Source organism: Pseudoalteromonas sp., assembly GCF_041629635.1.
GTDB lineage: Bacteria > Pseudomonadota > Gammaproteobacteria > Enterobacterales > Alteromonadaceae > Pseudoalteromonas.
In genome coordinates, this window is sequence record NZ_JBFKMX010000058.1 from 1 (window position 1) to 22,538 (window position 22,538).

The window sequence follows — 22,538 nt, forward strand, 5'->3', positions numbered from 1 at the left end:
ACCTTCAACTAATAATCCCATGATCTGCTCCTTAAACCTGTGGTAATTCAAAAATAATTAATGTCGCTGGGGTGTTAGATACGTTTTCAAATACTAATTCAGTTTCATCTAACACTTTTGCACCATCACCACTTTCAATTTGAATAGCATTAACTAGACTGCTGCCTGAAACTTGATGTACATACACAGGTGCATTATTTGATTCAAATAGATACTGCTGTTTTGGCTCAAGGATCAGTTGATGTAGCTTTGCATCCTGTTTTATCCCAAGCGTGCCATTTTCGCCATTTGGCGTCACAATCGTCGTTAAACCAACGTCTTTACCAAAATCTTTTTGTTGATAACCTGGTTTGTCGCCAAAACTATTCGGCTCAATCCAGATTTGTAAAAATCTCAGTTGCTCTTCATTTGATGCATTGTATTCACTGTGAAAAATCCCTTTGCCTGCCGACATTAACTGAAATTCACCCGCAGGAAGCGTTTTGATATTGCCCGCACTGTCTTTATGTTCAATGGTGCCTGACAATACATAGCTAATAATTTCCATATCGCGGTGGCCATGAGTATCAAACCCAGCGCCCGGTGCCACAACATCATCATTTATAACACGAAGGGCTGAAAAGCCCATGTGTTTTGGGTCGTAGTAATTTGCAAAAGAGAAAGTATGTTTGCTCTTAAGCCAGCCATAGTCAGCGCCGCCGCGCTCATTTGCTTTTCTAAGTGTGATCATCGTACTTTCCCCCTAATTAAGCGTGTTGTGTCAATTTAGCTGAAATAAGCGCATCCAGTGAGGCTTTACCCGCACCCGAGAACACCAAAGAAATACTTGCCGCCAATAATGCTAAGCCAAACTCATAACCATTGTTAGACATAAACAGTCCGTTTTCAAAATGCACACTAAAGATTGCAACAATCATAGTGCCTGCAAGTGCCAATGCCGCTGGGCGAGTTAATAAGCCAAGTAAAATAAATAAACCGCCAAAAAACTCTGCACTGCCTGCCATTAGCGCCATTAAATAGCCCGGTGCCAAGCCAATAGATTCCATCCATGCACCCGTGCCCTCAAGGCCATAACCACCAAACCAAGCAAATAATTTTTGCGCGCCATGTGCCATAAAAATAATGCCGATAGGTAATCTTAACGCCAGTGCTGCGTAACCTGCTTGGCTTGATGTAAGTGTTGTTAATAGTGTTTTCATAATTTATTCCTCAAAAATTTTAAACTTATCTAATTTGTTAAAGCATCTGCTTAAATGATGAAATTAAGTATAAGCATGCTAAACTCAATAAAAAATCGGAACATTTTGAACCCTTAGTTCAAATTTTTTGAATAAAAGAAATATGTATCAAGCCATCACTATTGACGCCCTAAAAACACTCGATGCTATCGATAAAAAAGGCAGTTTTGCCGCTGCAGCCGAATCACTTTATAAAGTGCCTTCGGCGCTAAGCTACACTATCAAAAAACTTGAAGAAGACATTGGCACGCCACTGTTTGACCGTTCAAAACAGCGAGCGGTACTTACCCCTGCGGGTAAGCTGGTGTTAGAACATGGCAGGCAAATTTTGCATTCCACCAGCAAAATGCTCGATGCTGTAAGCCAATTAGAATCAGGCTGGGAAAAACGGCTTCGCATCGCCCGTGATACTGTGATCCCAGAAGATGTCATTTTTGAGCTATTAAAAGAGTTCACCAAACGGCCTGAGCAAGTTGATATTCAACTAAGCGTAGAGGCTTTAGGTGGCGGTTGGGATGCCCTCCATAGTCGGCGTGCCGATATTGTTATTGGTGCAACAGGCGAGTTGCCAAAAGGCGTGTATCGCACCCACAAAATCGCAGAGCTAAGCTTTATCTTTGCTGTGGCAGCATCGCACCCTTTGGCAAAGGTTACTACGCCACTGGACGACGATGATTTAAAACACTACCCCGCAATTGTGGTATCTGACACTTCCACTTTGCTGCCAGAGCGAAGTACAGGGCTATTTAGTGCCAAACAAGTAATCAATGTTAATTCTATGCAGGCAAAACTCGCAGCCCAACTTGCCGGCATTGGTGTGGGATTTTTGCCAAGTCATATTGCTAAACCGTATCTTGCAAATGGCGAACTAGTGCAAAAAGAGTGCACCATTCCAAGACCAAAACAAGACTTATACATTGCGTGGCATAAAGATAATCAAGGCAAAGCCTTTCAATGGTTTATTGAACGGCTATGCCAAGCAAACTGGCAGATTCAAACCAATTGCATTAATTAGCTGGTCATTTATTGCGACAAAGAAATGGCTCAGAAACAAGGCTTATAATTCGACATGTAGTTGTTCTAATTAAGAATTTTAAAACGCAGTTTATGGGTCATTTAACTCGCTAGAATGTCAAATGATTAATAAAATTGGTATTAACTCCAGCGCCTTGGATCAAAGCCAAAGTAGTTCAGTAATAGATCAAAAATGACCGGATCATATGCTTTTAATTCGCTGGGCTTTTCAATAAAGGTTTCGGTGATCACCGCGAAAAACTCCGCTTCGTTGGTGGCACCGTAACTGTGAATAACGTGGGGCATGCCATATGCCACATGCGCTTTTAACACATTGTAGGCGCGAGAGAATTCGCGTCCCCAACTTTCATAGGTGAGTTTATCTTTTAATAGCGGCGTGCCTGTTGTTGCACCGGTTTCTTGATCGAGTTGATGGGCAAACTCATGAAATACTAAATTGTGGCCATCATTAGGTAAACGGTTACCGTTAAGCACATCATGCCATGAAAGCACCAAAGTACCGCCAGGCCACGACTCCCCTTGCCTAACCGTTTGGTGAAAACTAACAAGGCCTGCGCCATCACTGCTTTCTGAATTTGCATAATAGGCGCTTGGGTAAAGCAAAATTTGCTTTACATTTTTATAAAGCGGCCACGGTTTATTTAGCACCAAGACACAGGCATCGGCCGCCACAATCAACTTCATTGCGTGGTTTACCACTAGGCCATCACGTCCTAAAAAGTCTTTGGTCGCTAAAAACCAGATGATGTGTTTTTCTAATCGTGCACGCTCTTTATCTGTCATTCGGCGATAAATCGGCATGTACTTGAGTAATACATTACGATCGCTGTCGCTTAATGTGCGATCTTTTAGTTTATGTTCCCAGTAAATATTGCGTAGCGAATCGAAATACCAATAAGCAGCGATAAATACTAAGGTTAATATTATTAATATGAAGTCCATGCTTCCCCCTTTTCTATTTAATTGGGTGAAGCATGGCGTTGTTCAAGGTAGGGAATATATTTTTTAGTTCTTTCTTAAAACAACAACGTCACGGAAAATTGATTCGCTCATGCGGTGTGGCGCTTCAAACTCAAGCGCGCTTAGGCCTGCCGCTTCAAAAACCGCAATTAGCTCTTTGCGCTTTGGAATGTATTTATTAAACGCAATAACGCAAATACCATCTTTGTGAAGTAACTCCGCCCATTGCGGCGCACATTCTTCTAACACAGCAATTGGGTTGCGGGTCTTTTCCGTAGTAAAGTGCTGCACACCGTAAGGAATATCACTAATGATTAAATGCTGCTTTTCACGCTTTAATAAATCACACGCGGTCGTGGCATTGCCATTAATAATACGGGTATTAACGCCATTAGCAGTAAAATCAATAAACTTACCCTTGTTTTGTTTATTGGCTTTACCAATAAAACCCTCTTTTAGCTCATGCTTTTGGCGGTGCAGCTTAGTCCATTTTTTGGCAAAGGTTCTAAAGTCCAAAACTGCATTCGGGTCTTGCTCAATGCCTTTTGATTTTATGCCGTAACGCATTGCCCACATTAAAGTAGTGCCGCGCCCGCACATAGGGTCTAGCAATTTAATCTTGCTGACGTCTTTTTCTTTACAGAAACTTAAACCCACATTGAGCAACAACTGCGTTAAAATTTCATTGGTTTTGCCTTTGTATTTGCTACCAAATACAAAATCACTGTGTAAGTTAAAATCAGTATTTAGCGATAACGGCGTTAACGTGCCCGAATGATGACTAAAAATACCTTGTACAAACGATAAGCGTGCTAGCGCCTCAAGTTTTTGCTCTGGCAATTGGGTTTGCAAAAATTGCATGCCGCCAATCTCGTTTAGTGTAAGGTCATACTCGCCAATACACTGTTTAAACTCTTTTTGTGCAATATCGATGGTTTCGTTAAAATAAGCACCGTTTGCAACAGGTGAAATCAAAATCGCAATGTCTTTCAAAACATTATCCTAATAGACAAATAATACCGTTAATTATATCGCGACTCGGACAAAGAAATAAACGCATGCTACCAATCAACCAGATTAAAACCGATTTTTTAGCCCATATTGGCAACAACAATAGCTATCAACCGATTATTGTGAGCGCCAACACGGGAACGGGAAAATCAACCCAATTGCCACAGTGGTGCACGCAAAGCGGCAAAGTATTAGTCATTGAGCCGAGGCGTATTCCATGTACTAGCCTTGCCGAGCGCGTCGCAAACGAAATGCAAACACCCCTTGGCGAAAAAGTGGGCTATGCCATTCGCTTTGAAATACAAGCAAACGACAACAGCGAAATAGTGTTTGTTACCCCGGGTGTGGCACTGCGCTGGTTAAATGAAGGGTTATTAAACGATTTCAATACCATTATGCTCGATGAGTTTCATGAGCGCCGCTGGGATACTGATTTACTGCTGGCTTTACTGCTTGAGCATAATAAAACCAGCAATCAGCCCTATCAGCTGGTGATCACCTCAGCTACATTAAACGCTGAGCAACTCATTAACTATTGCCAAGGCATGCATTTACATGCCGAAGGTAAAGTGTTCCCGGTAGATGAGCATTACCTTGCCCCCGCTATGCGTGATATGCCACATAAAGACAATCTGACTGAGCGCATGGCACTTGCCGCTGAAAAAGCGTATCAACTTGGCAGCCAAGATGTATTGGCATTTTTGCCCGGCAAAGGGGAAATTCAACTTTGTGCCAGTTATTTACGTGCACGAATGAGCGACCAATTCGATATAATCACCTTGCATGGTGCAAGCCCCATCAGCGAGCAAAAACGCGCATTACAACAAGGGGATAAACGCCGCCTTATTTTAGCGACTAATGTGGCAGAAACATCCTTAACCATTCCCGGTGTTGATGTAGTAATTGATTCAGGGCTTGAGCGCCGCACACATATTCGTAACGGCCAAAGTGTGCTGGATTTAACTGCGATTGCCAATGATTCCAAACTACAACGCCGCGGCCGCGCTGGGCGCATTAAACAAGGTGTTTACTTAGCCTTGTTTGGTCAACATGCACCGCTTGAAGCCCATACACCACCTGAAATCCAACGTGAAAACTTAACAGATATGATGTTAGCAGCCGCGGCCAATAATCATGCCCTTGGCAATTTGCGCTTTATCAACCCACTATCACAACAAGCCCATGGTTTAGCCTTTTCAACGCTTAAATCCATTAATGCCATTAACGATGCGGGTACTGCAACTGACTATGGTAAAGCCCTTGCGCCATTACCCATTGACGTTTCGCTTTCCCATTTAGTGGCAAGCATGCCAAATAACCGCCTAAAACAGGCAATGGCCGACCTTGCTGGTGCCCTAAGCGTGCCAGCCAAACTTTACACTCTAGATAAGAATGCAGAAAAGTTCCTGCAATTAGAAAGTGACTTTCCGAACCTGTGCGACTTTAGCTTACTCATTGGCTTAGTGCGCGGCCAGTTTTTAGAGTATATCAGCGCAGAAGAAAACGCCCTGATTGAAGCAAAGCAATTTGCCAGCCAGCTGCGTAGCCATTTTAATTTACCCGAGCTAAGTAAATACGCAAGTTACAACATCACTGAATTACAAAACGCTATTGCCGCCTTACTGCCGAGCTGCGTATATATTAAAAAGCAAAATCGCCGTGGCAGTTACAACAATGGTCAGCAAGAAGTGGTGATTGCCAAAGACAGCTACTTAAGTAACGAGCCCGATGCCCTACTGGTCCTTAAAACCTACAGCCTTGCTGGGCGTGCAGTAAAAGACCGCAAAACACTGGCAACTAAAGTAAGCCCCATAACCACCAGCGTTATTATTGATAATGACTTAGGTGAGGCAAAGCTATGCTCCTCTGAGATTACTGAGCAAAATGAATTAATTGGCAACTACCAATACCAATACGCAGGCACATCTTTAAAATCATTTAGTGCCTTAATAAAAAGCCATGAATTTATAGCTGCCACTGTTAACCTAATTGAAACTGGCGCACTTTGTGAGTCGCTTTTTGAAAAATTAACACAGGAATACCAGCAACTTTGTCTTTACCAAAATGTGCATAGCACCGATTGGCAATTATTAGCACCACACGAACAAATCACACGGGTATTAAGTGATTTAGAAATTAGCTCGCTTGATGAGCTGCTACTTCTTGATAACAGTGATTTTGCCTATGGCTTAGTTGATGACTACACATGGCAGCAATTTTGTGAGCTTTACCCGCTAATAGTGGTGTTGCCACAGCAACAACTCAGAGTGGAATACTTTATTAGCGCAAAACGCGTGGTGCTTCATTACATTAGTGGCAAACGGGTTGAAGCTCCTAAAAAGTGGGAACTACCTAACTTTAATGGCGCAAAAATACAATATCGCCGCGCCAGTAAATTGGTGGATATTAAATAACTGGATTTTGATTAAGTAAAATCACCCTAAGCTTTTAGCAAGTGCTGCCATTTCTTGCTGTAGCACATTAACAAACTGCGCAACATGAAAGCCGTCCATTAAGCCGTGGTGTACATCAATATTGAGTGGCATGGTGCCAAGCTGTTTATCAAATTTACCAAACACAAATTTGGGAATACCATTTTGCTCACCAAACGGTGTCGCGTGGGAAAAGCCAGTAAAATCAAGCCAAGGTAACACCGACACATGAATACAGTTAAGGCGCCCTTCTATCGAGTTAAATTGCTCTGAGAAAAATGGCTGACTTATTGCTGTTTCAAACGCAATTTTGCCTTTTTCACTAAATTCAGCAAAGCCCTCGGCATAAGGTAAGTATGAAATTTTAAAGAGGTTTTGCTCATCTAATTGCACCGCGTTGATTTCAATTTTATCGCACAGCCATACTTGGTTGTTATCAATACGATGACAAACTGGTTGATAGCTATTATTGGCACGCAGTAAAGCGTAAAGGCAAGCTAAGTAGAAAGACTGACCACTTTGTTTACATGCAGCAAACAATGCACCCGCATCTATACGCACACAGACTGAAAAGTACGGGTTTGCTAAGTCTTTAAAAAATGAGAAGTGTTCGGCGCGTTGCCAAGTAAAGAGGTCGATTTGAGTTGCCATAATCTTAAAATAAAAATGCCCGCAATTGCGGGCACCATACCGAGCATAGCATGAACTTTCAAGCTCATTCTTTTACTCGTGTTTTTACAAGTAACAAACGGATAAATTACAAACCGTTTTCGATGATTTCTTGCGCTAGTTCGTCAGCAATAATGTGCGTTGACTTTTGCTCGTCTTCAGAGCGTTTGAAGATTTCGCTTAGTGTATCGAATATACCTTCAACGTGCTTAGTTGCAGCTTCTGCACTATAACCTTCTGGCGCTGTTTCGTAGTAAACATTAATGATACCACCTGCGTTAATTACGTAATCTGGCGCGTATAAAATGCCTTTTTCACGAATAATTTCACCATGACGCGGCTCCGCTAGCTGGTTATTCGCACAACCTGCGATAATGCCTGCTTTAATGCGAGGAATAGTCTCATCATTGATCGTAGCACCTAGTGCACACGGCGCGTATACATCAACATCTAGGTCGTAAATTTCGTCAATGTTAACCGCAGTTGCGTTAAAGTCGTTTACTACACGGCTAACACGCTCTTCGTTGATGTCTGTTACAAACAGCTCTGCGCCTGCTTCGTGTAGGTATTTACACAGTGTATAAGAAACCGCGCCAAGACCTTGTACTGACACTTTTACACCTGCTAAGTCTTGGTGACCGTGCTTGTGCTGGTATGCCGCTTTAATACCTAAGAACGTGCCTAGTGCTGTAAATGGTGATGGGTTACCGCTTTTACCTTCAAGGCCAAGCACATAATTTGTTTCAGTATTCATTACTGCAACGTCATCACAGGTGATGTTTACGTCTTCTGCTGAGTAGTAGCTACCACCTAAACGCTCTAAATGACGACCAAATGCTTTAAATAGCGCATCTGATTTGATTTCTTTTGCGTTACCGATGATTACCGATTTACCGCCACCAAATGGTAAGCGCGCAACTGCATTCTTATATGTCATGCCTTTTGATAAGCGCAGTACATCGTATACTGCATCTTCGTCACTTGCGTAATCCCATAAACGACAACCACCCACTGCTGGGCCTAATTTAGTGCTGTGTACAGCAATAATTGCTTTTAAGCCAGTTTCTTTGTCTGCACAAAAAACAACGTTTTCGTGATTATCAAATTCAGTACGATTAAAAACAGTCACACGACTCTCCAACTTGTAAATGTTTAACGCGCATAATAAGTATGGCGTTAAATGAACGGGTTATTCTTGGTTTGCACCGACTCTAACATTATCCTTTCATCAAGACTACAATTTTAGATGAACAACCCAGTTAAACTTACAATTAAACATATTCAATTCCACTTAAGTTTTATTTAATAATAAACAATGCAATTACAGAGCTATTCCAAGCAAAATATCGCAAAGATCCGCTAATATTTAAATTGTAGATTGACGTTTACGTAAGCGATAAGCCAACGAGATGAGAGAGCGTAAAGAAGAAGTTACAGGGTTCAGGGCTTAATCAATGCGCGAATACAGCTCAAGCATAATTTCCAATCGTTTTTGTCAGTTAAACTCTAAAGTGATGCAATAAAAAAGAGCGCATAAGCGCCCTTTTACTTTGTTAAACTTTTTGCTCAACCAAAAATTATTTTAGTTTTGCGTCTAGCTCTTCAATTTTTGCTTTCCAGATTGCTGGGCCTGCGCTGTGCGCGTTGTTACCTTCGCTATCTACCGCAACAGTTACTGGCATATCTTCTACTTCAAATTCGTAGATTGCTTCCATACCTAAGTCTTCAAACGCAACAACTTTTGCTTTCTTAATTGCTTTTGATACTAAGTAAGCTGCACCGCCTACTGCCATTAGGTAAATTGACTTGTTGTTTTTGATTGATTCAACTGTTGCAGGGCCGCGCTCTGCTTTACCAATCATGCCAACAATGCCTGTGTTCTCTAGCATTAAGTCAGTAAATTTATCCATACGGGTTGCCGTTGTTGGGCCTGCAGGACCTACTGCTTCGTCGCCTACTGCATCTACCGGGCCTACGTAGTAGATAAACTTGTTTGTGAAATCAACACCCTCAGGTAAGCCCTCACCTGAATTAATCATGTCTTGTAAGCGCTTATGCGCAGCATCACGACCAGTTAAGATTTTACCGCTTAACAGTACTGTTTCGCCCATTTTCCAATCGGCTGTGTCTTCTTTTGTTAAGGTATCAAGGTTTACACGGCGTGTATCTTCACCTACTTCAAATGTCACTTCTGGCCAATCTTCTAGCTTAGGCGCTTTAAGATCCGCAGGGCCTGAACCGTCTAATGTGAAGTGAACGTGACGCGTTGCCGCACAGTTAGGGATCATCACTACTGGCTTAGATGCCGCGTGTGTGGGTGCTGTTTTGATTTTAATATCAACAACGGTAGTTAAACCACCAAGGCCTTGTGCGCCAATACCGGTTTTGTTTGCGCGCTCAAAAATCTCTAAACGAAGCTTTTCTTCCGCTGTTTCTGCGCCGCGCTCCATTAACTCATGAATATCTACCGGATCCATCAGTGATTCTTTGGCAAGTACCGCTGCTTTTTCAGCTGTACCACCAATACCTATACCTAACATGCCAGGTGGACACCAGCCCGCCCCCATTGTTGGTAGCGTCTTTTCAACCCAAGCTGCTACATCGTCTGACGGGTTAAGCATAACCATTTTAGTTTTGTTTTCAGAACCGCCACCTTTAGCAGCAATCATTACTTCAACTTCAGCGCCCGGCACCATATCGATATGCACAACTGACGGTGTGTTATCTTTGGTGTTTTTACGGCTGCCTGCTGGGTCTGCAACAATTGAAGCACGCAGTGGGTTATCTGGATTAAGGTATGCGCGGCGTGTGCCTTCATCAACCATTTGCTGAACCGTCAGATCGGTTTTATCCCATTTAACGTCCATACCAATTTTAACGAAACACGTCACAATACCCGTATCTTGACACAGTGGGCGCTTACCTTCTGCCGACATACGTGAGTTAATTAAGATTTGTGCAATCGCATCTTTTGCCGCTTTGCTTTCTTCTTTTTGGTACGCTTTATCAAGCGCTTGTACGAAATCTAGTGGGTGATAAAACGAAATGTATTGCAATGCATCTTCGATGCTGTCAATAAAGTCTTGCTGACGGATAGTGCTCATTATGTATCCTTATTATATGCCGTGACGGTGGCAAATGTTTACAGTGTGAATAGTGTCAAACACAGCTTACTCATGCAATCTGTGCAGTAATTCGTTAAACTATGCATGTATAATAACCTCCCAACTCGTTTGCGACCAGTCTGGTAGTTAAAGTTAATGATAAATGAACAATTAATATGCAAAAAATTAGACTTAGCGCTAACTAGCGAGCACGTTTTTAGTTTTTTTGCAGATTTGCAGTATGCCATTTTCTTAGATTCGGCAAACCCAGCACACCCTAATAACCGTTTCGATATTATTGTGATTGATCCAATTTCACTGATTGAAGTGAAAAAAAATGTAACTTTTGTTGATAATAACCAAGCTGAGTCTGATGGGTTTAGTGCAATACACCACGCAATAAGCCGATTTGTAAAAGACAAAGCCCCATTTGATTTACCGTTTTCAGGCGGCGCTTTAGGTTTATTTAGTTACGATTTAGGCCGCTCAATTGAAGTGATACCCGAAATTGCGAAAAACGATATCGATTTAGGCCAGATGCTGGTGGGTATTTACCCCGATGCCCTGATATTTGATCATCACGAAAATCAGTGGTTTTACATCGCACAGCCATGTTGTGATAGCGAAACACGGCTTAATAATTACCTCACACCGCTTAGAGGCGCTGAAAGCGAGCGTAAACCGTTTGCTTTAACAACCAAATGGCAATCAAACCTGAGTAAAGACGGTTATGGTGAGCGTTTTAATAAAGTACAAGAATACTTAAAAAGCGGCGATTGCTACCAAATCAATTTAGCACAGCGCTTTGATGCTAGTTTTACTGGCAATCCTTGGCTCGCCTATTGTAAGTTGCGAAGAGCAAACCAGGCGCCGTTTTCTGCTTATATTAATACTGGTGAGCAACAAATACTTTCACTTTCACCTGAGCGTTTTATTCAGGTAAAAGAACGTCAGGTTGAAACTAAACCAATTAAAGGCACCGTGCCGCGAAGCCAAGATGCTAACATTGATGACGCCAACAAAGCACGCCTTGAAAATTCACCGAAAGATCGCGCAGAGAACGTAATGATTGTTGATTTACTGAGAAACGATTTAGGCAAAGTAGCAAAACCTGGCACCGTAGAAGTACCTAAGCTTTTTGATATTGAGAGCTTTAACGCAGTGCATCATTTGGTATCAACGGTTACATCTACCCTTGCTGACGGTTACACTGCGATTGATCAATTAAAAGCAGCATTTCCCGGTGGCTCGATTACTGGTGCCCCCAAAATCCGAGCAATGGAAATTATTGAAGAGTTAGAACCTCACCGCCGCTCAATCTATTGTGGCTCAATTGGCTATATTTCGGCCTGTGGCACCATGGATACTAGCATTACCATTCGCACCCTGGTTTGTGAAAAAGGTAAAATTTATTGCTGGGCTGGCGGTGGCGTGGTTGCCGATTCAACTCTTGAGTCTGAGTTGCAAGAAACATACGATAAAGTAAATCGTATTTTACCTGTACTCGAATAGGTATTTGCTTAGGACTTTTATGCAGTTAAATGAATTTCTCGCCCGTTTTCATATTCAGCAGCCGAATAATGAGGTTGGCTTTCCAGTACAAATGCGCAATATCGCTAAGCAAAGTGCAGTATTGGTGCCTCTGGTTAATGTGAACGATGAAATTCATTTATTGCTGTGTAAGCGCCCAGAGTATTTAAAACATCACCCCGGGCAAATTTGCTTTCCTGGCGGTAAATGTGAGGACTTTGACGAAACCCCTCTTTCCACAGCGCTGCGTGAAACACATGAAGAAATTGGCATCGTAGTTGATAACAATCATGTAATTGGCGATATGGATAGTTATTGGACGCTCACCGGGTTTGAGATAAAACCTTATATTGCCCTACTGCCTGAAAAACCGACATTAACCCTTGCCACTGGAGAGGTGGCAAATGCTTTTTACCTGCCCCTTGCCACTTTGATTGATCAAACAAATTGGCAAGATATTCAGTTCACTCGCCGTTTTTCGGCCTATACTTTAACTGGGTTTCAAACCGAGTATGGTTTGCTTTGGGGTGCTACCGCACAAATTATTCGTAATTTGATTAAACATCTAAATTAAGCACATAAGCATTAATCATACTAATTAAAGTTAACATGTTTATAAATTAGAGTTATGATACTCGGCCGTTCAATGGTTAAGTAAGAGATATTCGTATGATAAGTGCATTCGATATGTTTAGTATCGGCATTGGCCCTTCTTCGTCACATACTGTGGGTCCGATGCGCGCTTCGAGACTGTTTGTAAAGTCACTACAAGAGCAAGGTATTTTAGACGACATTACTAGCGTGCGTTGTGAGTTATTTGGCTCACTTGGGCAAACTGGTGTCGGTCATGGTTCGGGTAAAGCAGTTATTCTTGGTCTGGCAGGTTTTGATCCTGAGTCAATCGATGCGGATCGTGTGCCAAGCATTTTAGAAAAAATTGAAAAAGAAGAAATCATCTATCTTGATCAAAGCCATGCTGCGGCGTTTCCTAAAAAAGATGCAATTATTTTCCACCGTCGCAAAACACTACCAAAACATTCTAACGCAATGGAACTTCAAGCGTTTAAAGGCGAAGAATGTGTTTTCCGCGAGATTTTCTACTCGATTGGTGGTGGTTTTATCGTACGCGATGAAGATTTCGAAAAAGAAAAACAAGCTGCACTGACAATTCGCGAAGAAAATCCTGCACCTTACCCGTTTGATTCGGGTGCTGAATTAATGGCGCAATGTAAAGAGCACGGTTTAAGTGTGCCAGCACTAATGATGGCAAACGAAAAAACCCTTAAAACTGAAAGCGAAATCACAGACGAGTTATACAATATTTGGCTTGTGATGAAAGCATGCGTTGAGCGCGGCATGCGTACCGAAGGTATTTTACCTGGCGGTTTAAAAGTAAAGCGTCGTGCACCAAGCTTGCACCGTCAATTAAATGTAGAAACCCACAATGACCCACTGCGTGCAATGGAATGGGTTGATTTATTTGCCCTTGCAGTAAATGAAGAAAACGCAGCTGGCGGCCGTGTTGTTACCGCACCAACTAATGGTGCTGCGGGTATTCTTCCGGCTGTACTGATGTACTACCACACTTTCATTAAAGAAGTGGATAAAGACATCGCAACACGTTACCTGCTTACCGCTGCTGCGATTGGTATTCTTTACAAAAAGAATGCGTCAATTTCCGGTGCTGAAGTAGGATGCCAAGGTGAAGTAGGTGTTGCCTGTTCAATGGCGGCGGGTGCGCTCACTGAAATTTTAGGCGGCAATGTCGATAAAATTGAAAACGCTGCTGAAATTGGTATGGAACATAATTTAGGGTTAACCTGTGACCCTGTTGGTGGCCTTGTACAAGTACCATGCATTGAACGAAATGCGATGGGTGCTGTAAAAGCAATTAACGCATCACGCCTTGCAATGCGTGGCTCAGGTGAGCAAAAAGTATCACTTGATAAAGTAATCAAGACCATGTGGGACACAGGTAATGATATGAAAACCAAATATAAAGAAACCGCTCGTGGTGGCTTAGCGGTGAATATCATCGAGTGTTAATTCGCTTTAAATATCGATAAAAAACGCCACTTAAGTGGCGTTTTTTTTATAAAGTATCAATTAACGTATAGGCAGTTCGATATCTTTAAATAAGTAATCAACATCATCCTGATTACGTAGCATACATGCACGTTCAACAATGGTTTTATTCAAGTGCGGTGCAAAACGTTCAATAAAGTCATACATGTAGCTGCGTAGGAAAGTACCTTTTCTAAAGCCGATTTTTGTTGTACTAGCTTCAAATAAGTGGCTTGCATCAATTACCACTAAGTCTTTATCATTCATTTCATCAATTGCCATTGATGCCACAACACCCACACCTAAGCCTAAACGCACATAGGTTTTAATCACGTCGGCATCTGTTGCCGTAAACACGATTTGTGGCTCTAAGCCATGTTTTGTAAAGGCTTTATCAAGCTCAGAACGCCCAGTAAAACCAAATACGTAAGTGATTAACGGGAACGCAGCAACATCTTGGATCGTTAAGTTATTTGCTTTTGCTGCTAGCGGATGATCTTTTGCCACCACAATACTGCGGTTCCAGTGATAACACGGCAACATAATTAAGTCAGAATAAAGGTGCAACGCTTCTGTTGCAATAGCAAAGTCGGCATCGCCACGGGCTGCCGCATCTGAAATTTGTTGCGGTGTACCTTGATGCATATGCAGGGATACTTTCGGGTATTTATTCATAAACCCTTGGATCACATTTGGTAATGCATAACGTGCTTGAGTATGCGTTGTTGCAATATTTAGCTTACCTTGATCAGGAAGCGTATGCTCATTTGCAACCGCTTTAATGCTTTCTACTTTGGCCAGTATTTCGCGGGAGATATTTATAATGTCTTTGCCAGCAGGGGTAACGTGCGTTAAATGCTTACCGCTACGACCAAAGATTTGTACACCTAGCTCATCTTCAAGCATTCGTACTTGTTTAGAAATACCAGGTTGCGAGGTATATAAGTTCTCAGCGGTGGCTGAAACATTAAGGTTGTGATTGAGTACTTCAACAATGTACTTAAGCTGCTGTAATTTCATAGCGAGTATTTTGTATTTTTTATTACCTTTATTTATATACTTTTGTCTCTTTTATGCCAAGCATAAATTTAAAACAAGCGTATTTATTCCTTATTAGACTGGCATCTTAAGCCAAGTTTTTGTAAAAAACAGAAAAAAGCGTCTAAATTATTAGTATCAAAAATAATTTTTACTTTCTATGGTCAACCCACTGCAAAAATATAAAACTGTGTCGGTACTGGTTTTAGATGATTTTTCAGAATTTCGTCTTTCTTTAAAGCGAATGGTCGAAAGCTTTGGAGTGAATCATATTGACGTTTGTACCAATGCAGAAGATGCCCTCGCCTGTTACAGCGAACATCACCACGACATTTTACTTGTTGACTATAACCTCGGAGAGGGGCTTAATGGGCTGCAGCTACTTGCAGAGCTCAATCACCGAAATGTTTTAAAGTATGGAACTAGTTTTGTTTTAATCACGGGTGAAACAGCAGCTGATTTAGTCATGGGCGCACTTGAATACCGACCCGACGATTATTTAGCAAAACCCTTTACAAAAACGACTTTGAAAGCCCGACTTGATAAGCTGGTTGAAAAAAATCTTCTTTTCAAATCAATTTACGCCGCCCTAAACCAAAATAAACCAAAAAGAGCACAAGAATTGTGCGACCAACTGATGGCTAACAATAAACGCGTGGCAATTGAGTGTCTTAGATTGAAAGCGGATATCTACCTAAAACAATTACAATATGCCGATGCACTTAGTATCTATAACACCATCCTTCATAGTAGAGAGTTAAGTTGGGCACAAATGGGTGCCGCAATCTGTTATTTAGCATTATCTAAAAGTGATCAAGCTTTAGAATTGTGTAAATTAATAATAACTAAAAACCCAAGCGCAGTTGAAGCGTATGATTTAGCCTGCGAGTGCTTTATTCACCAACAGGATTTTGAATCCGCCTATACCATTACCCAAAAAGCTATAGCTCATTCTCCCAACTCTATTGTAAGACAGCGCCAATTAGCTATTTTGGCAACACGTTACAACGAACGTGAAGTCGCCTTTAATGCCTACAAACGCGTTATACAATTAGCAAAATACTCTTGTCTAGCACAGGTAGATGATTATTTAAATCAACTTTGTGTTTGCACCTCAATTCAACTAAGCGAGCAAGGTAGTTTTGCAAGACGCGTGAAAAAAGAATACCCAAATGTCTACAAAGCCATCATCAAGCTCTATCCAAGTATACAAACACAGCTAGCCATTGAACTACATCAGCACTTTATTGATTATTTAGTAGATAAGGATGGTAAAAAGGGTGAAAAGCTAATTCTTAGTAGCAATAAAGTCGCTGATTTTCCAGATCCACTTAACCCTGCATTTGTGAACTTAATAGAATTGGTTGTTAAGCATGCAGATATTGAACGTATTACAAGCACCCTAGAGCCTATAATCACTAGGGAAAAAGCTAAATTGATTTCACATGATGATCATGAAAAATCAGAGAGTTTCAATAACCAAGGTATGGTGAAATATAAAGAAAAAGCATTTGAAAGCGCTCAAGAAGCCTTTGCCACTGCACTCGCTAATTCACCAAACAACCCTAATATTGCGCTGAATCTGTTACAAGCAGCTTATCAATTAGACAAACAACAGCAGAAATTTACTTTAACAAAGCGCCAATACGCATTGTCATTAAACGCGTTAAAATCTCTTGCACCTCATGATCATCGTCATAAACAAAGTCAAAGTTTGTTAAACTTTGTGAAAGTAAAATTATCAGGATAGCTATGGAAGATAATAAAATTGATTTTTCTGTGGTGCTCGGTGCCAGCATGCATGATATGAAAAATTCCCTTTGCATGCTGTTACAGTCAATAGATACTATTAGCCAAAGTATTGAACATACACCACAAGCACAATCCGAATTCGCTAAAATACACTACGAAGTAGCGCGTGTTAATTCAAATTTACTACAAATTTTGGCGCTCTATCGCGAACGCAATGCACAACTACCTTTAAATATTGAGGAACACTTTTTAGACGATGTAATTGATGAATTACTTGCCAATAATGAGCTCTACATTACCCACAAGAATATTGATGTTAAGTGTGAGGTCGAAGAGGACTTGGCTTGGTATTTTGATGCCGACCTTATTTCTAATCTACTAAACGATATTCTTATAAATGCGTTAAAATACACTACAGACAAGATTTTAATAAGTGCACAAAAGATTGCAAATCGATTAGTTATTGAAATACAGGATAACGGTGTAGGTTACCCAGAAAGTATGTTAGAAAAAGCCAATAACAAAATGACATCCGCTCTTTTAAGTCAAGGTCGCACAGGATTAGGCATTTATTTTGCCAACTTAATTGCATCAGCACATATCAATAAAGAACAAAAGGGATCGATTCAACTAGCGAACAACAGTCACTTAGGTGGAAGTCGTTTCACTTTGATTTTGCCTTAATAAAAAGTTGATAATAAAGTGGTATTATTAGTACTTTCCTTTTCAGAACACTACACTAAGTAAATAGAATTAGTTAAGATTAAAAGAATTATAATAATGAGAAAGACTCTATGGTAGTTTACATAATCATTACGTTAATTATAGCTTTGATTATAATTGGTGTTTGGGTCAATGCTGTTCAGCAACATAAAGAAAAATTAAATGCGGAACGCCGCCTTGAATTGACCAAGCAGAAAAAAGTCATTGAAGAAACCGAAGAAGTATTAATGAATTCTGCCAATATCCCGATGTCTAACGCACTTTTTTCCGTTTTATACCGAAGAATTTATTCTGCATTAGTGATAATGGCCGAACTGTCGCCAACGTCTAAAGAAATTAAAAGCCGTTTAGTTGAAGCAAAAAGCCGTATTGAAAATTCATCAAGCCAAGACACTTCTGCAGAACGAGTCACACTTCCTGATAATGAAAAACAAGTTATCGCATTACTGCAGGGTGTTAAAAAACTACGAAGTATTGTACGTTCAGAGCATTCCAAAGGAAAAATGGATACACAAATTTTTCTCAATGAAGATAAACGTTTAGAAAAAATGCAGTTACAAGTCAATATCGATAGTCAACTTAAGCGCGGAAAAGCTGCGCGTAATGCCAATATGTTAGGATCAGCGCGCCAATACTTTGAAAAAGCATTGGCGGTGATAAACTCTTTAAACTTCACAGATGAATATATACAAACACGCAAACAAGAGCTTGAAGATTTACTTCATGAAATAATGTCTGAGCTCAAGGCAACAAATGCCACGGATGCGAAAAAGAAACGTGAAAATGAAAAAGATGACCTTGATGTGCTATTTGCACCAAAGAAGAAATGGTAAATCAAACACACTATGAATGGCAGAGATTAAATCAGGGCGCTATAAACGCCCTTTCATATTATTTAGATTCTAATTGCGCAAATACCACATCAAAAATTTCCTTAAAGGTATGTGCTTTTTCATTAATGCTAATCGGGATGTGCAAAGTTCTTGCAATGTCACTAGCTGAAATAAGCCCTCTTAAAACATGTTCTGTATCAATTAATAAAATGTGTTGATGACCTAAATTGCGTAACGTTGTTAACACGTCTCCGATAGTGTAGTTACCAATTTTTGAAAAATTTATCGCCCTCATATCCTCTTTTTTAAGCATCAGGTTTTCTACGGTTTAATCAGCTCTTGATACATTTCGAAGTTGCGCATTATGCAGTACTTTATATGATGCTAAATCACTTGAGCTTATTACACCCATAAAGTTTTCATCATGATCAATCACAATTTTTGAGCGTACATGCCCCATTTTCATCATATACAAAGCTTGATCCACAGACACATCTTTCTCGATTAATTGCGGACGCTTTTGGTTGAAATCGGTAACAATATGAGAGGCATTACTTGAAATATCGAGAGCCTCAGTATCACACATGCTAGAAATCGATTGCACATCACTCATTGGAATGGTTTCTATCAATCTAAAGTCCGTCATATAACCTCCTCACATATGAACATTATGATTTTATCATTGTGCGAAGGCTCTAAAATCTATGTGGGTTAGTGTAACTATGGTAAGAGTTTCTATTTTTTCAAATTACTAAACGCATTATATTGTCTTATTCTCGTTTTAAATTGCGACAAAATATCTAATAACTCAATGGGTAAAAATGGTTTAAACAATACCTCATCAATACCAAATGATTTACAGTAATTGTATTCATCTTCACGATCACTAGAGGTAACAGCAATAATCGGTACACCCGGCATATCATCTGGCTCTTGCATTCTTATTTTTTGCGCAGCATCATAACCACTCATTTTTGGCATTGCACAATCCATCAAAATAATGTCTATATCATGCTGATGCTGTTGCCATAAATTAACAGCTTCTTCACCATTACTGGCTATAAGAACATTGTCACCTCGATTCGTTAAAATAGCACTTAAAACTCGCTGACTAATTGGTGCATCATCGGCGATTAACACTGTTAAAGGTGCAATATTTGAAGTCACCATAATGCCTGTATTACTATGAAGCTGATGGATTAAATCTGCTTTAATTGCTGAAGGGTGCTTAGGTAATTGCCACACATAATTATAGCCAATATTAAGCAATTGGCTCATTTCACTGTCCATAATCTCATCGCCAAACACAATAAGTGTCGCCGGACGATTAAATCTATGACGATTAATTTTTTCGTAAAAATCAGCTAACTGTGTACTCAACTCTAAATGCGACAACAATACAAAATCAAAACTCGCCTTTCGTAAGTCATCACCTAACATGTAATCAAGGGCAAGATCGGCATCTTGCACGTGAGTTACTTGCATCTGCCAATCGGCAAATAACTCCCCTAGATATCGGGCTAAAAACAACTTATTATCTAAGATAAGGACACGCTTATTAATTAATAGTGAGTCATCGCTAAAATGATTTTCAATTACTGAACTATTTGGTAAGCCAAGAGTAAAGCGTACATCCGTGCCAAGACCTAATTTCGAGTTAATAGTTAGTTTTCCGCCCATTAAACTCACTAAATTTTGGGTAATGGTTAAACCGAGGCTTGCATTTTTCCTTTCATTTGCATACGATTTTTTGGACTGATTTAATCTGGCAAGAGTATCTTCATCTATCCCAAGACCACTATCGCGCACACTGAAGGTCAATTCAGATAAACCTGTTGTCACTTCTGCATCTACCGTTAAATTAATTTCACCTCGATCTGAATACTTAATCGCTTTATTTACTAAATTGCTGAGTACTTGTTTTAATCGCACCGAGTCCCCTACTAAAAAATGAGTGATAGCAGGATCCACATAGGTCAAGAGTCTTAGATTTTTTTCTTGCGCTTTCAAATCACACTCTTGGAAAACCTCTCGCACAAGTGTATGAATGTCAAAAATATGTTGGTCTAGTGAGAGTTGTCTATGTTCAATTTTTGAAAAGTCCAACACGCTATTTAGTAACTCCAGCATGTTAAACGCACTTTTTTCAATAACATTAACATAACTATGTTGACGGTGATCCAGTTTGGTAGCTGACAAGAGGTGTGTCATTCCGAGCAAACCATTCATTGGCGTTTTAACTTCCACACTGATGTTTGCTAAAAACTCAGCTTTTAACTTATTTGCGTTTTGCTCAGATTGTTTTTGCTTTTTAAGGTCACTAAACGATTTGGACAATGCGTCCATCATTTCGTTAAATTCAATCACTAACCGGTTAATTTCATCATCTCTTGATTTTTTTCTGTCTAGTTTAAATTTCTCAGGCCTCGACATATTCACATGACTCATAGCGTATGCAAGTTGGTTCAAATGTCGGGTAATAAGTAAATGAACTAAGGTAAATATTATGAGCGAAACAATAAATGTTTTTGCGCCTTGCGTTAGCAAGGTAACAACCACTTTGTCAGTTAAATAGCCATAAACACCTGACATATCCATCACCACAACTAGCTCGCCAAGGTAATATTTGGTCCGATTAAAACGATAATCAACCGCCCATGATTTTCGTTTTGCATATTTTGTTTTGGTTTTATGGACCATTAATCGATTGGTATTATCCTGCCATATCGCGACAGAAGAAACGTTTGGTAGCTCACTAATCCCCTTTAATAAAAGCTCAAGTTGTTTTTCGTCTTCGGCCCATAATGCGTTAGTAACAGAAGGTAAATGGCTTTTTTCAATTTGTGCGAAACCCTGATCAATAACGTTAAGATCTCGTTTATAATCCATCCAAATGATGGTGCTGGTAATCATCAATGTAAGAAGTGAGCTTGTAAGCAAAATACCTACAAGTAGCTGTTTAGCTAAAGGATGTTTAAGTTTCAATGGACTACAGATAGTTATAATTATTCTTAATAATAACTGTAGTCCAAGATGTTCTTTTTTTAAACTATTTGTTACATTTTCAAATTGAGTAATGGTCAACTTACTCAATTAGAAGTGAATTTTTGAAGATTATTCGCAGTGCGGCTGTTTGTTTTGCGACTTAGCTTGATTGTGCAACGCCATCGCATCTGGCATCCAGCTGCGTAAGTCACTAATACGCGTGTCTGAAGATGGGTGCGTTGATAAAAACTCTGGTGGCGCGCCTGTATTATTAGCTGCCATATTGCGCCAAAGCTCAACTGACTCTTTCGGATTAAAACCCGCCTTAGCCATAAGTTCCAAACCAATTTTATCGGCTTCACTTTCATGCATACGGCTAAATGGCATCATGCCTAAATATTCGGTACCAAGGCCCAAAGCCATCATGGTTTCATTGTGCAAGCGGTTGCCTTGTGAGCGACTGTAAGCATCTGCAACTTGAAGACTTGCTTGTTTAATACCAGCTGCAGTCATGCGCTCATTAGAGTGCTCTGCAATTACATGCCCTACTTCATGACCTAATACAGTTGCAAGTTGATCTTGCCCTTTTGCCACTTTTAAAAGGCCAGTATGCACACCAATCTTACCACCAGGTAAAGCAAACGCATTTGCAGATGGTTCTTCAAATACCACAACTTCCCATTGCTGTTTGGCATATTTTGCTGGCAGAACTGAAATCACATTATCTGCAACGCACTGCACATAGCGATTCACCTTAGTGTCGCTATTAATCGGTTGTTGCTTTTTCATTTGCGCAAAACTTTGCTTGCCAAGTTGATTCATTTCAGCTTCAGAATACATTGCAATTTGAGTTCGACCTGTTGGACTGGATTTGCACCCAACTAGCGTTGCTGCTAATGAAATTGAAATCACTAAATGAGATAGTTTCATACCCTTTTCCCTAGTGTAATTTTGCGCTGTTAAATTGGTACTTAAGCATTTACACACTGCAATATAAGCGATTGCTAGGTAATAAATTAAAATGCCTTAATACACTGTTACATTTTGACTGTTGCTATTCACAGCTCATGGTTTCATTGTGCAAGCGGTTGCCTTGTGAGCGACTGTAAGCATCTGCAACTTGAAGACTTGCTTGTTTAATACCAGCTGCAGTCATGCGCTCAT

20 protein-coding genes are annotated in these 22,538 nt (G+C 40.3%); 8 read left to right on the forward strand and 12 right to left on the reverse strand.

The genetic code is table 11. The features are described from left to right. Positions 1-31 precede the first annotated feature (31 nt). Together ABYD77_RS09965 and ABYD77_RS09970 are read right to left on the reverse strand one after the other, a co-directional pair. The gene (locus tag ABYD77_RS09965; RefSeq protein WP_372769424.1) at positions 32-730 is read right to left on the reverse strand and encodes a pirin family protein; all 699 of its coding nucleotides are present in this window, start codon (positions 728-730) and stop codon (positions 32-34) included. Between the two features lie 16 nt (positions 731-746). Further along, complete coding sequence (locus ABYD77_RS09970) at positions 747-1,199, reverse strand: DoxX family protein (RefSeq protein ID WP_372769426.1); 453 nt, start codon at positions 1,197-1,199, stop codon at positions 747-749. A 142-nt stretch (positions 1,200-1,341) separates the two neighbouring features. Here ABYD77_RS09970 and ABYD77_RS09975 point away from each other — a divergent pair, with 142 nt between their 5' ends. Continuing rightward, positions 1,342-2,253 (forward strand): LysR substrate-binding domain-containing protein, encoded by a 912-nt coding sequence (locus ABYD77_RS09975; RefSeq protein ID WP_372769458.1) that lies wholly within the window; start codon positions 1,342-1,344, stop codon positions 2,251-2,253. A gap of 140 nt (positions 2,254-2,393) precedes the next feature. On the opposite strand, the gene ABYD77_RS09980 is transcribed toward ABYD77_RS09975, so the two are convergent. Together ABYD77_RS09980 and ABYD77_RS09985 are read right to left on the reverse strand one after the other, a co-directional pair. After that, complete coding sequence (locus ABYD77_RS09980; RefSeq protein WP_372769428.1) at positions 2,394-3,215, reverse strand: M90 family metallopeptidase; 822 nt, start codon at positions 3,213-3,215, stop codon at positions 2,394-2,396. Positions 3,216-3,278: 63 nt separating this feature from the next. Continuing rightward, positions 3,279-4,226: a TRM11 family methyltransferase gene (locus ABYD77_RS09985; RefSeq protein ID WP_372769430.1), complete on the reverse strand. Its 948-nt coding sequence runs from the start codon at positions 4,224-4,226 to the stop codon at positions 3,279-3,281. A 65-nt stretch (positions 4,227-4,291) separates the two neighbouring features. On the opposite strand from ABYD77_RS09985, the gene ABYD77_RS09990 reads away from it, so the two are divergent. Continuing rightward, on the forward strand, positions 4,292-6,658 hold the full coding sequence (locus tag ABYD77_RS09990) for a helicase-related protein (protein WP_372769432.1): 2,367 nt from the start codon (positions 4,292-4,294) through the stop codon (positions 6,656-6,658). Positions 6,659-6,679: 21 nt separating this feature from the next. On the opposite strand, the gene ABYD77_RS09995 is transcribed toward ABYD77_RS09990, so the two are convergent. The 3 genes from ABYD77_RS09995 to ABYD77_RS10005 form a co-directional block, all read right to left on the reverse strand. Continuing rightward, complete coding sequence (locus tag ABYD77_RS09995; protein WP_372769434.1) at positions 6,680-7,327, reverse strand: CatA-like O-acetyltransferase; 648 nt, start codon at positions 7,325-7,327, stop codon at positions 6,680-6,682. A gap of 106 nt (positions 7,328-7,433) precedes the next feature. Continuing rightward, positions 7,434-8,474 carry a Glu/Leu/Phe/Val dehydrogenase dimerization domain-containing protein gene (locus ABYD77_RS10000; RefSeq protein WP_010560366.1) on the reverse strand — a complete coding sequence of 347 codons (1,041 nt, stop codon included), beginning with the start codon at positions 8,472-8,474 and terminating at the stop codon, positions 7,434-7,436. 448 nt (positions 8,475-8,922) lie between these two features. After that, entirely contained in the window at positions 8,923-10,449 is a 1,527-nt protein-coding gene (locus tag ABYD77_RS10005; RefSeq protein ID WP_372769436.1) for a fumarate hydratase, read from the reverse strand. Between the two features lie 156 nt (positions 10,450-10,605). Here ABYD77_RS10005 and pabB point away from each other — a divergent pair, with 156 nt between their 5' ends. The 3 genes from pabB to ABYD77_RS10020 all read left to right on the forward strand — a co-directional run bounded on the left by pabB (position 10,606) and on the right by ABYD77_RS10020 (position 14,025). Then, a complete protein-coding gene (pabB, locus tag ABYD77_RS10010) occupies positions 10,606-11,961 on the forward strand; it encodes an aminodeoxychorismate synthase component I (protein WP_372769438.1) in 1,356 nt (451 codons plus the stop codon). A 19-nt stretch (positions 11,962-11,980) separates the two neighbouring features. Further along, complete coding sequence (locus ABYD77_RS10015) at positions 11,981-12,553, forward strand: CoA pyrophosphatase (RefSeq protein WP_372769440.1); 573 nt, start codon at positions 11,981-11,983, stop codon at positions 12,551-12,553. A 95-nt stretch (positions 12,554-12,648) separates the two neighbouring features. Then, a complete protein-coding gene (locus ABYD77_RS10020) occupies positions 12,649-14,025 on the forward strand; it encodes an L-serine ammonia-lyase (protein WP_372769442.1) in 1,377 nt (458 codons plus the stop codon). 60 nt (positions 14,026-14,085) lie between these two features. Here the strand turns inward: ABYD77_RS10020 and cysB are convergent, their stop codons facing one another. Next, positions 14,086-15,063 (reverse strand): HTH-type transcriptional regulator CysB, encoded by a 978-nt coding sequence (gene cysB, locus ABYD77_RS10025; protein ID WP_372769444.1) that lies wholly within the window; start codon positions 15,061-15,063, stop codon positions 14,086-14,088. A gap of 208 nt (positions 15,064-15,271) precedes the next feature. On the opposite strand from cysB, the gene ABYD77_RS10030 reads away from it, so the two are divergent. The 3 genes from ABYD77_RS10030 to ABYD77_RS10040 all read left to right on the forward strand — a co-directional run bounded on the left by ABYD77_RS10030 (position 15,272) and on the right by ABYD77_RS10040 (position 18,389). Next, positions 15,272-16,831, forward strand: coding sequence for a response regulator (locus ABYD77_RS10030; protein ID WP_372769446.1), 1,560 nt, complete (start codon positions 15,272-15,274; stop codon positions 16,829-16,831). Positions 16,832-16,833: 2 nt separating this feature from the next. After that, positions 16,834-17,517: a sensor histidine kinase gene (locus ABYD77_RS10035; protein ID WP_372769448.1), complete on the forward strand. Its 684-nt coding sequence runs from the start codon at positions 16,834-16,836 to the stop codon at positions 17,515-17,517. Between the two features lie 110 nt (positions 17,518-17,627). Continuing rightward, the gene (locus ABYD77_RS10040) at positions 17,628-18,389 is read left to right on the forward strand and encodes a hypothetical protein (protein ID WP_372769450.1); all 762 of its coding nucleotides are present in this window, start codon (positions 17,628-17,630) and stop codon (positions 18,387-18,389) included. Positions 18,390-18,447: 58 nt separating this feature from the next. Here the strand turns inward: ABYD77_RS10040 and ABYD77_RS10045 are convergent, their stop codons facing one another. From ABYD77_RS10045 to ABYD77_RS10060, 4 genes are all read right to left on the reverse strand, one after another. Continuing rightward, on the reverse strand, positions 18,448-18,702 hold the full coding sequence (locus ABYD77_RS10045) for a hypothetical protein (protein ID WP_372769452.1): 255 nt from the start codon (positions 18,700-18,702) through the stop codon (positions 18,448-18,450). A 15-nt stretch (positions 18,703-18,717) separates the two neighbouring features. Beyond that, entirely contained in the window at positions 18,718-19,035 is a 318-nt protein-coding gene (locus tag ABYD77_RS10050) for a CBS domain-containing protein (RefSeq protein ID WP_372769454.1), read from the reverse strand. An 89-nt stretch (positions 19,036-19,124) separates the two neighbouring features. Then, a complete protein-coding gene (locus tag ABYD77_RS10055; RefSeq protein WP_372769456.1) occupies positions 19,125-21,374 on the reverse strand; it encodes a response regulator in 2,250 nt (749 codons plus the stop codon). A gap of 129 nt (positions 21,375-21,503) precedes the next feature. Next, positions 21,504-22,304: a M48 family metallopeptidase gene (locus ABYD77_RS10060; protein WP_274762305.1), complete on the reverse strand. Its 801-nt coding sequence runs from the start codon at positions 22,302-22,304 to the stop codon at positions 21,504-21,506. Positions 22,305-22,538 lie beyond the last annotated feature (234 nt).

Excerpts from the sequence above, each read along its gene's own strand:
- ABYD77_RS09980 (WP_372769428.1), bottom strand. The coding sequence starts at position 3,215 with ATGGACTTCATATTAATAATATTAACCTTAGTATTTATCGCTGCTTAT.
- ABYD77_RS09990 (WP_372769432.1), top strand. The coding sequence starts at position 4,292 with ATGCTACCAATCAACCAGATTAAAACCGATTTTTTAGCCCATATTGGC.
- ABYD77_RS10035 (WP_372769448.1), top strand. The coding sequence starts at position 16,834 with ATGGAAGATAATAAAATTGATTTTTCTGTGGTGCTCGGTGCCAGCATG.
- ABYD77_RS10040 (WP_372769450.1), top strand. The coding sequence starts at position 17,628 with ATGGTAGTTTACATAATCATTACGTTAATTATAGCTTTGATTATAATT.
- ABYD77_RS10005 (WP_372769436.1), bottom strand. The coding sequence starts at position 10,449 with ATGAGCACTATCCGTCAGCAAGACTTTATTGACAGCATCGAAGATGCA.
- ABYD77_RS09970 (WP_372769426.1), bottom strand. The coding sequence starts at position 1,199 with ATGAAAACACTATTAACAACACTTACATCAAGCCAAGCAGGTTACGCA.
- ABYD77_RS10050 (WP_372769454.1), bottom strand. The coding sequence starts at position 19,035 with ATGACGGACTTTAGATTGATAGAAACCATTCCAATGAGTGATGTGCAA.
- cysB (WP_372769444.1), bottom strand. The coding sequence starts at position 15,063 with ATGAAATTACAGCAGCTTAAGTACATTGTTGAAGTACTCAATCACAAC.
- ABYD77_RS10020 (WP_372769442.1), top strand. The coding sequence starts at position 12,649 with ATGATAAGTGCATTCGATATGTTTAGTATCGGCATTGGCCCTTCTTCG.
- ABYD77_RS10060 (WP_274762305.1), bottom strand. The coding sequence starts at position 22,304 with ATGAAACTATCTCATTTAGTGATTTCAATTTCATTAGCAGCAACGCTA.
- ABYD77_RS10015 (WP_372769440.1), top strand. The coding sequence starts at position 11,981 with ATGCAGTTAAATGAATTTCTCGCCCGTTTTCATATTCAGCAGCCGAAT.
- ABYD77_RS10045 (WP_372769452.1), bottom strand. The coding sequence starts at position 18,702 with ATGCTTAAAAAAGAGGATATGAGGGCGATAAATTTTTCAAAAATTGGT.
- ABYD77_RS09975 (WP_372769458.1), top strand. The coding sequence starts at position 1,342 with ATGTATCAAGCCATCACTATTGACGCCCTAAAAACACTCGATGCTATC.
- pabB (WP_372769438.1), top strand. The coding sequence starts at position 10,606 with ATGATAAATGAACAATTAATATGCAAAAAATTAGACTTAGCGCTAACT.
- ABYD77_RS09965 (WP_372769424.1), bottom strand. The coding sequence starts at position 730 with ATGATCACACTTAGAAAAGCAAATGAGCGCGGCGGCGCTGACTATGGC.
- ABYD77_RS09995 (WP_372769434.1), bottom strand. The coding sequence starts at position 7,327 with ATGGCAACTCAAATCGACCTCTTTACTTGGCAACGCGCCGAACACTTC.